At 66.6% G+C, this 12025-nt stretch carries 14 protein-coding genes and 4 pseudogenes; 8 read left to right on the forward strand and 10 right to left on the reverse strand.

What is annotated here, in order from left to right; all coding sequences use genetic code 11:
- Positions 1-149: 149 nt before the first annotated feature.
- Positions 150-347: a hypothetical protein gene (locus LGI35_RS45065; RefSeq protein WP_227300822.1), complete on the reverse strand. Its 198-nt coding sequence runs from the start codon at positions 345-347 to the stop codon at positions 150-152.
- 697 nt (positions 348-1044) lie between these two features.
- On the opposite strand from LGI35_RS45065, the gene LGI35_RS45070 reads away from it, so the two are divergent.
- On the forward strand, positions 1045-1590 hold the full coding sequence (locus LGI35_RS45070; protein WP_227300823.1) for a GNAT family N-acetyltransferase: 546 nt from the start codon (positions 1045-1047) through the stop codon (positions 1588-1590).
- 527 nt (positions 1591-2117) lie between these two features.
- Positions 2118-2582, forward strand: a complete 465-nt coding sequence (locus LGI35_RS45075) for a hypothetical protein (protein WP_227300824.1) — start codon at positions 2118-2120, stop codon at positions 2580-2582.
- Between the two features lie 80 nt (positions 2583-2662).
- On the opposite strand, the gene LGI35_RS45080 is transcribed toward LGI35_RS45075, so the two are convergent.
- Positions 2663-2827 carry a hypothetical protein gene (locus LGI35_RS45080; RefSeq protein WP_227300825.1) on the reverse strand — a complete coding sequence of 55 codons (165 nt, stop codon included), beginning with the start codon at positions 2825-2827 and terminating at the stop codon, positions 2663-2665.
- A 175-nt stretch (positions 2828-3002) separates the two neighbouring features.
- Positions 3003-3425 carry a hypothetical protein gene (locus LGI35_RS45085; RefSeq protein WP_227300826.1) on the reverse strand — a complete coding sequence of 141 codons (423 nt, stop codon included), beginning with the start codon at positions 3423-3425 and terminating at the stop codon, positions 3003-3005.
- A 475-nt stretch (positions 3426-3900) separates the two neighbouring features.
- On the opposite strand from LGI35_RS45085, the pseudogene LGI35_RS45090 reads away from it, so the two are divergent.
- A pseudogene (locus tag LGI35_RS45090) lies at positions 3901-3987 on the forward strand (ISAzo13-like element transposase-related protein); the annotation flags it as partial.
- Between the two features lie 120 nt (positions 3988-4107).
- On the opposite strand, the pseudogene LGI35_RS45095 reads toward LGI35_RS45090, so the two are convergent.
- From LGI35_RS45095 to LGI35_RS45110, 4 genes and pseudogenes are all read right to left on the reverse strand, one after another.
- Positions 4108-4714, reverse strand: a pseudogene (locus LGI35_RS45095) (ISAzo13-like element transposase-related protein); the annotation flags it as partial.
- A 54-nt stretch (positions 4715-4768) separates the two neighbouring features.
- Positions 4769-5731: a hypothetical protein gene (locus tag LGI35_RS45100; protein ID WP_227300827.1), complete on the reverse strand. Its 963-nt coding sequence runs from the start codon at positions 5729-5731 to the stop codon at positions 4769-4771.
- Positions 5728-5958, reverse strand: coding sequence for a toxin C-terminal domain-containing protein (locus LGI35_RS46275; RefSeq protein ID WP_264484738.1), 231 nt, complete (start codon positions 5956-5958; stop codon positions 5728-5730). Before LGI35_RS46275 ends, LGI35_RS45100 begins: the two co-directional genes overlap by 4 nt.
- A 228-nt stretch (positions 5959-6186) precedes the next feature.
- A pseudogene (locus LGI35_RS45110) lies at positions 6187-7626 on the reverse strand (RHS repeat-associated core domain-containing protein); the annotation flags it as partial.
- 1058 nt (positions 7627-8684) lie between these two features.
- On the opposite strand from LGI35_RS45110, the gene LGI35_RS45115 reads away from it, so the two are divergent.
- Positions 8685-9548 carry a helix-turn-helix domain-containing protein gene (locus LGI35_RS45115; protein ID WP_227300828.1) on the forward strand — a complete coding sequence of 288 codons (864 nt, stop codon included), beginning with the start codon at positions 8685-8687 and terminating at the stop codon, positions 9546-9548.
- Between the two features lie 118 nt (positions 9549-9666).
- On the opposite strand, the pseudogene LGI35_RS46775 reads toward LGI35_RS45115, so the two are convergent.
- Positions 9667-9839 (reverse strand): annotated as a pseudogene (locus tag LGI35_RS46775) (DUF4158 domain-containing protein); the annotation flags it as partial.
- Positions 9840-9865: 26 nt separating this feature from the next.
- On the opposite strand from LGI35_RS46775, the gene LGI35_RS45125 reads away from it, so the two are divergent.
- Entirely contained in the window at positions 9866-10018 is a 153-nt protein-coding gene (locus LGI35_RS45125) for a hypothetical protein (protein ID WP_227300830.1), read from the forward strand.
- Positions 10019-10180: 162 nt separating this feature from the next.
- On the opposite strand, the gene LGI35_RS45130 is transcribed toward LGI35_RS45125, so the two are convergent.
- A complete protein-coding gene (locus LGI35_RS45130; RefSeq protein WP_227300831.1) occupies positions 10181-10339 on the reverse strand; it encodes a hypothetical protein in 159 nt (52 codons plus the stop codon).
- A 215-nt stretch (positions 10340-10554) separates the two neighbouring features.
- On the opposite strand from LGI35_RS45130, the gene LGI35_RS45135 reads away from it, so the two are divergent.
- Positions 10555-10794, forward strand: coding sequence for a chaplin (locus LGI35_RS45135; protein ID WP_227300796.1), 240 nt, complete (start codon positions 10555-10557; stop codon positions 10792-10794).
- A 284-nt stretch (positions 10795-11078) separates the two neighbouring features.
- On the opposite strand, the gene LGI35_RS45140 is transcribed toward LGI35_RS45135, so the two are convergent.
- Positions 11079-11342, reverse strand: a complete 264-nt coding sequence (locus LGI35_RS45140) for a hypothetical protein (RefSeq protein WP_227300832.1) — start codon at positions 11340-11342, stop codon at positions 11079-11081.
- 101 nt (positions 11343-11443) lie between these two features.
- On the opposite strand from LGI35_RS45140, the gene LGI35_RS45145 reads away from it, so the two are divergent.
- Both LGI35_RS45145 and LGI35_RS45150 read left to right on the forward strand, forming a co-directional pair.
- Entirely contained in the window at positions 11444-11680 is a 237-nt protein-coding gene (locus tag LGI35_RS45145; RefSeq protein ID WP_227300833.1) for a type II toxin-antitoxin system CcdA family antitoxin, read from the forward strand.
- Complete coding sequence (locus tag LGI35_RS45150) at positions 11677-12012, forward strand: hypothetical protein (RefSeq protein ID WP_227300834.1); 336 nt, start codon at positions 11677-11679, stop codon at positions 12010-12012. The genes LGI35_RS45145 and LGI35_RS45150 overlap by 4 nt, the downstream gene beginning before the upstream one ends.
- Positions 12013-12025 lie beyond the last annotated feature (13 nt).

Raw genomic sequence — 12025 nt, forward strand, 5'->3', positions numbered from 1 at the left:
ATGGACGGAGTATCGGCGGCGAAGATGAGAATGTGCTGAAGGAGTTGACCGCCTCAACCACGCTGACTACCACTGGGCCTTCTCCGCCATCACCGCCTCATCAGGCCCATGACTCACTAAGTAAGTGCTTGAGATCTATTGACCTACTTTCAGCGAGATTGGTGCGTGTATAGCCACACCTCATGCGTCGCGCTGCTGCCACGCTGGGCCTCGGCCTCGATCCGTTCCAGAATGGCCTGCACCTGCTCCGAGTTCACCGCACGATGCGCCAGCTCGATATATGCGTGAATCGCGTCAAGAGACGCGCGAAGCTCACGGATGGCGTCCCCCAGGGCCTTCGGGCTCATGCCCACATCATCTGTGCCATATCTGTGAGACACCTGTGAAACGCCTTGGTCCCGGCGAAACACCGCCGTCACCCACGAGGTCGGCGACAGCGGCACCACACACTCCAGGCCGTACGACCGGGCCACACCGCCTGAGCCCATGCCCTCCAGCATCCCGGCCTGCGAGTTGCACGATCAGACATCACTCATCAGCGGCCGGATCAGTCGGGGGAGATCAGGGCTTGGCCGCGATGCATCCGCAGCGGTGGCGATGGACGCTGGATGCATGAGGGCCCTATGGTCCGGCGTGATCCAGTTCGGGCTGATCGTGCTGCCCGTGAAGCTGTTCTCGGCCACCGACGAGCAGCAGGTACGGCTGCGGGAGATCCATGCCGCGGACAACGGCAGGGTGCAGCACAGGCGCTTCTGTGAAGCCGAGGATCGTGAGATCCGGGAGTGCGGCGGTGGTCCGTTGCCGGTGTGGATGGCGCCGCAGGCGTTGTTCTGCGGCGGGGACGGCAGGGACCGGCCGGGGGCCTCCGGCATTTCGGGAGGCGGCCGGAGCCGCCGCCGAAGTCGATGTTCACGAGAACGGGCTCGTCCCTGGCAGGCCCGGCTTGTAGGGCCCAGCCCCGTTGGTGAGGGTGGGTCCCTGGGCCGGTGATTATCGATCGGCGACTCTTGATCACTTCTGAGCCTGCTGGCTAGGTTGGCCGGCATGACTGACCCCAGAGCCCTCGCTTGGCCACCTGCCCCGATCAAGACCGAGCGGCTCGTACTCCGCGAGTCCGAACCCCGGGATCGTCCGGCGGTCATCGAGCTCAACGCCTCGCCAGAGGTGGGCACCTACCTCGGTGGCCCCCAACCGCGTGCCGACCTCGAACGCACGGTGCCCGAGGTACCCGGGCAGCGCCCCGGCTTTTTCGTGATCGATCTTGACGGGGCGATGATCGGCACGATCATGCTCGGTCCGCACGCAGAGGGTCCGGGGCACGTCCGTCCGGACGTCGGGAAGACCGAACTCGGCTACCGGCTCCTGCCGCAAGCGTGGGGACACGGGTACGCCACCGAGGCGTGCGCAGCGGCACTCGACTGGTTCGCCGACGCGCTTCCCGGCGAGGCGGTGGTGCTGCGCACCCAGACCGCCAACGAGCGCTCGATGCGCCTGGCGGCAACGCTGGGGTTCACCGAGGTGGAGCGGTACGAGGACTACGGCGCCGAGCAGTGGTTCGGCGTGTGGAGGCCGGTCACGCCGTCCGATTGAGCTCGTGCTCGACGACGCGGATCCGCAACTCGACAGCACCGCTGCGACGGAGCCCAGCGCTGTTGAACTCGTGAACATCTCACCAGGCGGAGACGGCCGAATGCCTCCCGAAACGCTGTCGAAGCGCTGCCCGTTCTCGGGCTCTGGTCCCCTTCTTGTGGTGCGGTCACTCGCTGTCGGATCCGAAGCCGAGTTCCTGCGGCAGGTATTCCCAGGCGATCCCGGCGTGCAGCACGAACAGACGAGAAATACGCGGGTATCGGGATCAGCGACCGAGGAATGACCAGCGCCGTTTCCTATGCGGCGTAGGTTCCGGCTCGATCTCTCGCGGCGCGGGGGCGATCCGGTCCGGCTCCACTTCCACCTTGTCGGGGTGCACAGAAGCGGCCGGTGCGTTACTGCTGGTCGCCGCTAACCTGCTCGGTCTCGGCCTGGTCGGTGCCACCGTGGTCGAAGCCGTCCAGGACCAGACCGTGCCTGTGCCGGATACCGGGGCGGGCGTCTGAACGAGCGGATACGGTTCCCCCATGACAAAAACTGCCCGGACCATGAAACGTACGGGAGCCCTCGTCGCGACAGCCGCCGTGGCCGCGCTCGCCTTCCCCGCCCAGGCCCACGCCGCTGCCGTCGCCTGCGGCGGCGGGGTCTCGACGCAGAACATCGGCGCCCGGGGCTGTATTTCCGCCGAACGCTGGAAGGAGGGGGGAGTCTTCTGGCGCGACATCACCGCCCACGCTCTCATCACCAACTCCCGCTCCCACGCCTCATGGGTCGAGTACGAGGCGTACCTCCAGGCGGGCAGCGGCGACTGGGTGAAAATGGGCAGCGGCCGGACCATCGTGGAGCGGCGTTCCACGGTCGGCCCGATCGCCATCGCCTCCAAGTCCCGCATCTGTGACACGGTCAAAGCCACGATCCGCGTCCACGTGAGGCCAGCGGGGGGCGCCTGGTCGAACTGGTCCAGCGCGGCCACCTCGCAGTGCCAGACCTGACGCCGCCAGACCTCGCACACCGCAGCGCCCCCGCCTCCGCGACCAGGAGGACGGGGGCTCGCGTGTTTTCTGCGGGGGAATTATGCGGCTACGGGACGCCTGTGCAGCTCCTTGTCCTTGCAGTGGTCGCCGCCGCCGGAGACGTTCCTCGCGCTCGCGGTTGTGTGGTCGGTCACGGACTGGGCCGCCGCTGCGGTGGGGCCCGCCACGCCGGCCGCCAGGCCCAGTGCCAGCGAGGCCACCATTGCGGCCTTCTTGAACCTGTCTCGCGCCAGCGGCCCGAGAAGCGAAGAGGACCTGCACTCAGGACTCATCAACGAACTCCTTGCCTCAGGGCGTCGACCCGGCTCTTTCGTGATCGATCTCGACGGAGCGATGATCGGCCAGATCACACTCACCAAAACAAACGGGACACCTTCGTCAGGCCCAGCAAAGCCGAGCCGGTTTCTGTTGCTTCCGCGGGCTTGGGGATTCGGATACGCCGCGGTCGTCGTAGTCCAGCAGGAGGTAACCGGCGAGCTGGTAGATCTCCTCGCGGCCTAGGCGGCGGGGGTCCTTGGTGGCTTTGCAGTCCAGCAACAGGCCGCCGAGGATGTAGTCGGCGTCGGCGATGTCGCCGCTGCCAGCAAAGCCCGGACCGCACACGCGGGCCCTTTGCGGCATGGCCCGGAAGGCGGCGAACGGACCGTCGGCGAGCCGCATCTGCTGGTCGATGTCGGTCACGACGTACTCGGGGACCACCGCGGTGAGATCGTCCAGGGTCGTGGCGGGAGTGGCAGAGCTGAGCATGCTGAATCGGCGGATCTCACCGGTGCGGGCGACGTCCTCGAAGAAGCCGGCCACGAAGCACAGCCGGACGAGCGCGTTCTCGTCCAGGCTGCCGGGGTGGGTGAGGTAGGTGTCGACGGTGGCCAGCAGAGCATGACACCGGCGGCAACGGCCAGTCCGAGCCGCCCGCCCAGGATGAGGCGGAGGTGGTAGTCAATGGCGTGCCCGAGCGCCGACCAGTTCGGGTACTGCACGTCGATCGGCTGCACCGGGTGCGGGAGGCCGGCGATACGCGTCTGGTAGTCGCGGACCAGGTTCTGGCTGTAGGGCAGCTGGGCGGCCATGAACTGCGAGATGGGTGAGGAGTCGTACTTCAGCTGCCCGGTCAGACTGAGCTCGATCATCGGCCGCCCGGCCATTGTGCCGTCCCGGCCGGTGCCGGCGATGGTCTTTTTCATAACTGTCGATCCAGACGATGCCCTCGGTTGATTCCTCTCTGGGACGCGCGGCTTCATGTACCGCAACCCCATAGGCTGAAACAGCCGATGACCGCACCCGCGCCTGGAAACTCGAACTCGCCCAGTTCGCCGCCGAAACAGGGCTGACCATCACCGTGTGTCACCTACCGCCGGGCTCCCGGCCACCTCACCGGCGCCGACCGTCTCGTCGTCGTAGGGCATCGCGTGCAGAGTGGCTTTCAACTTGCCGTCGTCGCCCATTACCAGCAGAAGGAACTCGTCAGCGAGTTCAAGAACAACGGCCGCCAGTGGCGGCCGATGGGTGAGCCGGTGCCGGTGTACGTGCATCTGATCACCGGCTGGCCGCTGTCCCGGTGCTCGCGGGCCTGCTCGTTGAGATAACGGAACTGGGCATCGCGGTCTGGGTGCTGGCTGCCCTCGATCATCTTGGGCGTTGGCCTGCAGACTGAAGCCTTCCTCTCGCAGCAGGCCGGCGACAGTATCGGCACTGACGCGGTGCCCGGCCTGAGTCAGCTCCCGCGCAAGCGTGCGGGTGGACTTCACCGTCCACCGCAGCGGCGACGTCGGGTCACCCCGCACATCCGGCTCAACCAACGCCAACAGCGCCGACCGCAGCCCCGGATTCAGATCCACGACACGCTTGCGACCCCCGCCCGGACGCCGCACCCGCCCCAAAGGCTCCTCACCCGCCTCAAGTTCGAACACGCCCTTGCGTACCGTCGTCTCGCTGACCGCTGCCGCCTGGGCGACAGCTCGGACGCCGACGTGTCCCAGCCCCCGAACCTCCGCAGCCAGCAACAGCCGTCGCTGCCGCTCGTCCAGATGCGGGAGCAACACCGCGAACTTCACGGCGAGTTGGGTACGAGTCTCATCCGAGATACGCATACCACGCCAACGAGATTCAGGGCGGGAAGCAACACCTTGATTCCCTGCAAGCCCTTAAATCCCCTCATCCGGCCACCGTGAAACGATCCGGCCGTCTTCACCTGGCACGACAGCCTGGATCAGCGGCGCATCGTCTTCTGGCCACAGGAAATATCCCAGTTCATCACCCGCCGGCAGCTCGGTCTCACTCGGAATCTCGACACCCTCGCCACAGGTGACTGTTTGGAGAGCCGCGCCTTCCGCCCGTGCGACGATTACGACGCGTGGATCGTCTCCATCCATCAAGGATCTGACCGTCCGAACGAGTTCGTCTCGGCGAGCCCACTGAATCTCCAGATCCGTGATCGCTGTGATGAGCGAGTGGGGCCGCACCGACTCAGCAACCGGTCTTGGATTGCCCTCCTCGGCGAGGTGCCAGCGCTCCCCGTAGCTTCCCCGTGCCCAACGTTCCAGGATGACCATCGGAGACCGTCTGATGTGGGATTCGGATGCGACCTCGGCCCAGAATTCGGCGTCGGCAGGCCGGGAGATGAGCTCTCCCTCGTCTTCTTCCCAGCATGGTACGCGCACGGGGTACAACCCCATCCGTTCGATCTGCGCCAGAGAATCGACCGCGCTGTCTGGAAGCTGCACCGACAGGTAGAAATCGGTCTCGACCGCAACCTTCAAGACGTCTGCGCTCCGCAGAGAACACGAGACGTCCCCATCGCGAAGCATGCGCCGGAGCAGGCGCAGAGCAGTCCCTAGGTCGACAACTCTCCCGTCATACATATTGCCCAGCCATGAGGGTTCAGGAGAGCTCAGTATGATGTCGCGCATCTCGAACTGGTTCACGCCGGCTTCATGAGCCAAGTGCTCGACCGCGAAGACGTAAAGGTCCTCCGTGCGTTGGTATTCCTCAGCCGTGAGGACGCGACCGTCGAAGGACTCACCAATGTCGTCGAAAGACGTCCAGTCAGCGATCTCCCCTTCGCGTCTCGCCTTGTCATACTTGGAGATCAGAAGGCACAGAGTCATTTGCGGATCCACTTCAGCGTCACGTCGTTGCCCTTGGTGTACTCGACATCATAGGAGCCACTCCGAAGGTTGCTCTTCGTCGTCTGAAGCGACTGCTTCGTAGGCCCAGCCTTGAAGAGTCCACCACCATGCCCAGTCGTGTCCTGCGTGATGAATCTCTCCGCTGCAGGCGCCTTTCTGTTCTCCCAAATCTTGATTCCCTTCCTTGCGGAGTCATCCTTCGTCACCTTTGTACCCCAAGCGCTCAGCCATCTGCTTCGACTGTTCCTTGGTGAGGATCGGGCCTTCCGACCGATTTGGCTTGGAGAACCCCGAACCGGAACTGGAATTCGACTTCGCCTTGGCGAAGGCTTGCCCAAGTCCATTGTTGATGTTGCCGATGCCATCTCCGATAGTGACGGCCCCGCCACCAATCAGACCGGGTGCGGCTGGTTGTTCGTCGTGAAGGTCGGGTCAGTGTCATTGGTGCTGCAGGGCCGGGCGACCGAGCGGCTACGGGAGACAAGGGAGTTGATTCCCTTGGCGTCGTTGCGCGCGTACCAGGTGCGGGTGCAGGTCTCGTCGCCGGTCACCGAGTCGTCGCCGTCGTCCTCGACGGTCTCGGCGAGGCCGTAGTCGTCATAGGTCGTCTTGGTGGTGTGGACCCGGTCGTACGGGCTGATCTTGCTCGTGATGTTGGTGCGGGTGTGCGTTGCGGCGGTGCGCGTGTAGTAGGCCTCTGTGTCGGCGTACGACTTGTGCTGCGTGGCCGTCTTCTTTGACCAGAGGTCATTGACCGATCCGGAGACCTCGGTGGCCCCGTCGTAGGTCGCTGTCTCGCGTGTGAAGCCGGCGAACTGTTCGGAGTCGGTGATTGGGCCGGCCTTGATGCCAGAGACGTCGACGGACTTGCGTTTGTCTGGGTCGGGTGTCTTGCCGTCGGCGCCCAGGACGCGGTCGCCGTTCATGCCGCGCAGGTAGACGGTTGCCGTTTTGGACTGGGTGTGTCCGGCGACGCCGGTGATGTGGGTGACCTTGTCGTAGCCGCGCCAGATGGACCAGGTGCGCTCCTTGGCCGGGGTGATCGGGTCCTCGTCGTAGTGCCAGGCGCCGCCGTTGGCGGAGTACTGGTAGGTGTCCTGGACAGCTTCCGAGCCGCCTTGTTGGTCTGCGGTGGACACGGAGGTGACGGGGTACTTCTGGAACCAGTCCAGGCTCGGGTCTTTCTCGCCGTTGGGTGACCAGTACACCGGGTAGCAGCGCTTGGTGTTCTCGTCGAGTTTCGGCTTGGTCTGTCCTGCCGCGCATTCCTGGTTGGCGTAGTTGACTGTCGTCACCGCGCCGGTTTCGGATGTGATGGTGTAAAGGCGCGGCTTGTTCAGCGGAAGGATGTTGTCAGATGCACCGTCTACCCGGTTGGGGCGCATGACGTGGGTGAACTTGACCGGGTCCAGAGCAAGGTCGGTGCCCCGCTTGCCGGTGTGCTTGATCTCGTCGAGCCACAGTGACTGATCGGTGGAGTCGCCCGTGTCGCCCGGGTCCAGGTACTGCTGCTTGAGTGACCAGCTGTCCACCGGCGCGTATGCAGGCGTGGTTGCGGCCGCGTCCCAGGCGTAGGTGGTGATGACAGTCAGTCGTTTACGCGTGAAGAAAGTGGGGCCGCTATTGCCGGTGCACTTGTCGCCGTCTTTGCAGACGGCGTCGTAAGGCACGTCGGGCCAGTTGTCGCGGGTGTCCTCGGTCAGGGAATCGCATCCCGTGCCGGTGGCCACGCACCGTTCGTCGTAGGTGAAAGTGACCTTGTCGGAAGCGGCTGGGCTCGCAGAGAACAGGGAACCGGCTCTCTGGCCGTAGCGGATCTCCTTCAAGTAGCCGCCGCGGGTGTAATCGCTCCCGGTGGTGTCGTCGCCGAGCTCCCCTGGGGCGGCCCTCCCTGAAGGCCGCGCCATCGGCCAAGGTGTCACCCTTCACCGCCAAGACCAGCGACGACAACGGCGAATATTGGACCGTCATCACCGGCGGGGAGCAGATCCGGTCACGGTCTGAGCTCGCGCGCCCGCCGTTGGCTTCCAGCATCAGCTCGCCGATCGCGTACGTGCCGGCGGCGAGGTCATCGGCCACGGCGCGCAGCGCGGCGAGCGCGGGATCGGCCGACGGGCAGGCGGGCGGTGGGGGCGGGGTGGTGCGGATGTAGTGGACGGCCTGGCGGACCACCTCGCGCACGGTCGGCTCGTCGAGGGGGTTTTGGCCGTTGTGGGTGAGCGTGGCGAGGCGGCGGGTGATCAGCTGGGCGACGTCGGCGCGGCGGGCGGATACGTCGATCAGGGCGCGCTGGGACAGGCCGTAGTCGAGCGCCGTCGCGGCGGCCGGGTCGGTGTCTCGCGTGTGAGACACCTCCTCGCTGCCGGCGGTGACCGCGTCGTGTATCGCGGCCAGGGCGTGGGCGACGTCGAGGAGCCGGTAGGCCTGCGCGCGGGAGATGCCGAACTCCGCCCCGCAGTAGGAGGCCCAGCTGCTGTGGCCGAGAGGGAGCCAGATGCGGGCGGCGTGCGCATCGCGGACCCGGGCGGCCAGCGTCGCCACGCAGCGCACCACGTCGTCCATCGCCGCGCGCAGGTCGGCCGTCATCTCCCGGGCGCGGTCCACGCCCGGCAGGTCACGGCCGGGCTGCGCCGGTTCGGCAACGTGCCCCTGGTCCTGGTCGCGGGTGCCCATGCCTCCATCGTCCTCCGCACGGCCAGGCCGGACCAGGGCGTACAGAAGCACTCGGGCCACGGTGCGGCCGGGGTTACGGCGTCGGGGATCAATCGAACCGTGGTTGGCGCTGAGATTGATCATGGGTTCTGACCTATGCCGGGGTCATGGCCCGTTTCGACTGCCGAGAGCTCGACGGCATGGCATGTGATCAACAAGTCCCTTCCCGTGGCAATCTGCGGTCTCCAGACGATGACGTGAGGCCGGAGGTAGCCCGCCCGTGGTGGCCAGCAACAATCCCACCGTGGGGAGACGCCGCTTGGGGGCGGAGCTGCGCCGGCTCCGCCAGGCCAGTGGGCTGAAAAGCACCGAGGTGGCCGAGCGGCTCATGGTCTTCCAGCCCAAGATCAGTCACCTGGAGAACGGCCGCCGCGCGATCGGTCCCCGCGATGTCCGCGATCTGTGCGCGATCTACGGGGTGACGGACGAGCAGGTCATCGACTCGCTGATGGAGATGGCCAGGGAATCCGGCCGGCCAGGCTGGTGGAACCGTTACGGCGACCTGACGAACAGCGTCTACATCGGCCTGGAGACGGACGCCGCCTCGCTCCACACCTACGCCCCCCTGGTGATCCCCGACCTGTTGCAGACCCCCGCCTACGCGGCAGCGGTCATCGAGGAGACGATCCCCCTGCCCGCGGCCGAGCAGGCGGCCGCGCGCCTGAAGGTGCGGCTGCGCCGCCAGCACCGGATCTACGACCCAGGGTGTCCGCTGCGTCTGTGGGTCGTCCTGGACGAGACGGCCCTGCGCCGTGTCGTCGGCTCTCCCGACATCATGCGCGGGCAGCTGGAGCACCTGAACGCGCTCAGCGACGAGCCGCACATCACCGTGCAGGTCCTTCCCTACGCGGTGGGGGCGCATCCGGGTCTGTCGGGACAGTTCTCCCTTCTGAGGTTCGCCGGCAACACCAAGGCGGGGGTGGTGTATCTGGAGCGGTTCACCAGCGATCTCTACCTGGAGAAGGCGTCCGACGTGCAGGGCTACGGCGTGATGTACGACCACCTCCAGGCTCAGGCCCTCGATCCTGACCACACCCGCCGGTTCATCACCGACGTCATCAAGTCGCACATCGACGCGAGCTGAGTGCAGTCCCGGGTGTGCCGTCAGGACGCTCGGGGCACGGCGCGGACCCCCGGGGGTTCACGGTCGCCGGCCGCAGGCCCCCAGGAGGCCGCAGGCGCGTCGCGTTGTACGCGGAACCGGTACACATCTGCACCGCGAATCCGAGCTGGTGGGCCTGGGACCGACGCAACGCGGTGAGGTCCCGGTCCACGTCGTCCAGGAAGAAGAACCGCTCCAGCTCCGGCCGCGTCGGCTCCTCGGCGAACTTCCGTACGCCTCGGCCTGCTCATCAGTTAAGAATTCCACCGGCATGAGCGGACCGTAGCCACGCTCCGTTCATGAGTCGACGATCTTTCAGCGAACCCCCGCTCTGGGGGGCGATCACTGTGCCAGCCGCCATGATCAATCTCAGCGCCAACCACGGTGCGGTGGACTCGATGGCCACACTGGAGGAATCGGTGCGCGCCGCACGCACGCACCAGGGCGGCTGACCCGGTCTGCCGCCTCCAAGCGGCGCCACAGCATTTCCGCAGGTCGTCCCCGAGTGACGGGTTTTCCGGCAGTCGGGGACGACCTGGTTAAACGAAGCGTTTCCGCAGGTCAGACCCGAGTGAGGGCGGCGCCTCGCGCTCACAGCGGCCGGGTAGCAGCGGTCACAGGACGGTGCCGATAAGGGCCCGGCGGTCGCCGGAGACCGCGCAGCGGCGGGCGGCGAGGCCGTGCTCGAGGGGCTCGCCGATCTGCTCGCACAGCAGCGCCAGCACGTCGGCGGCCTCGGCGTCCGACCGCCCCCGCGAAGAAGACATCGCCACCGCGAAATCGGGCTCCCTTCCCCGAGCGCTGACAAGACACGACGTCAGGCCGTGCTGTGTGGCATGAGGCGGGATACCTGATTCTGGTCGTGTCTCCACGGCTGATGGCGCGTTAGCCAGGCGGCCGCCCGAACGGTGTCGAGGATCTTCGCGACCAGGACGGCGCCCAGGCCCTGCACAGGCAGGCCCCCTCACGAACGCAAAGAGAGCGAGTCATGATCCTCATGAAGAAGACGCTTGCCGTCGCAGCTGTCACCGGTGCCGTCGTCCTGGGTGGCGCAGGCTTCGCGGCCGCCGACTCCGGCGCCGAAGGCTACGCGGTGGGCTCCCCCGGCGTGCTCTCCGGCAACCTGGTGCAGGCGCCCATCCACATTCCCCTCAACGTCTGCGGCAACACCGTCAACGTCATCGGGCTGCTCAACCCGACCTTCGGCAACACCTGCGTCAACCGCTGACCTGACCCAGCTCCCAGACAAAGCCCCGTCGGACCCCGTGTCTGCAGGGATGCTCGGCGGCAGGACTTCCTCCCCGGCCACCACGCCCCCGCATCGACAGCCACCGACGTCTGACGGCAGCAGGTAAAGGGCCGGAGCACTGCCGATGCAACGGCAGTGCTCCGGCCCCTCTGTGCGCCCGCGCAGTCAGACCCGTGCCAGCGATTTGGGCCGGTGCCGACGCCGGCAAGTCCCACCACCACTCACAGCGGTGGCGGGACGTGGTTGCGAGCGGGCGACGGCCTTCAGCGGGCAGCGCGGAGTTGCTGGGGGTTCGCGGCGATGGCGGTGCAGGGGATCGGGTCGCGGATGACGACGGATATCGCAGTGTCGGGGCAGCCGCTGGCGGGGCGCAGAGCGAGTCCTAGGACGGCTCCGTACGCCTCGTCGAGGCCCGTGAGGGAGACGACCAGGACATCTTGATAGTCGGACAGAGTCCGGACGTCTGCGCGCCAGACCTCCCGGGCGCTCTCGATCGCCGCCTCTTCCTTCATGGTCTTCCCACTCACGGTGAGCAGCGCGCGCCGAATCTCAGGCTACCGATCCCGGCTGTTGCGCTCAGCCGGTTGAGGCTGACACGGCGGGTACGCCCACGAGTATGCTATTTGGTATGACGACTCGTAAGCGCGTGACGGTGAGTCTGCCCATAGACGTTCTTGAGGCAGCAACCAACGAGGCCGGCGGGAACCTGTCGGCGTACGCGGCGAAGGCCCTCATGGCGCAGGCCGTGCGGGACTCCGCCGCCCGGCTGACCCGGTGGCAGGAGTCCCGCCGCGACACGCTGGCCGAACTCGACGAGCTGCAACTCGACGCCCTGGACGAACTGAACGGCGGGAGTGCAGCGTGAGCGACGGTCTTCCGCCGCTGCGGCGCGGCCAGGCATGGGAGATCCCGGGCCGGCGCAGCGGGCACACCCTGCTCGTGGTCGAGGCGGACCCGGCACTGTCGGTGTTCCCGCGTACTGCGGTGACGGTGCTCGTGGACACCACCGGCACAGCTCCCGACACGCTGTTGTCGAACCGGATCACCGCACCGGTCACGGGCGATGTGATCGGCACGCAGATCATGACGCTCACGGTCTCCGCGATCACTGCGGGCAAATACCTCGGGATCGTCCCCGAGGAGGAGATGAACGCCGTCGCCCGCACCCTGCGCATCGCCCTGGACCTCACCGACTGATAGGGCGCCTGCG

Source organism: Streptomyces longhuiensis (assembly GCF_020616555.1).
Lineage (GTDB): Bacteria > Actinomycetota > Actinomycetes > Streptomycetales > Streptomycetaceae > Streptomyces > Streptomyces longhuiensis.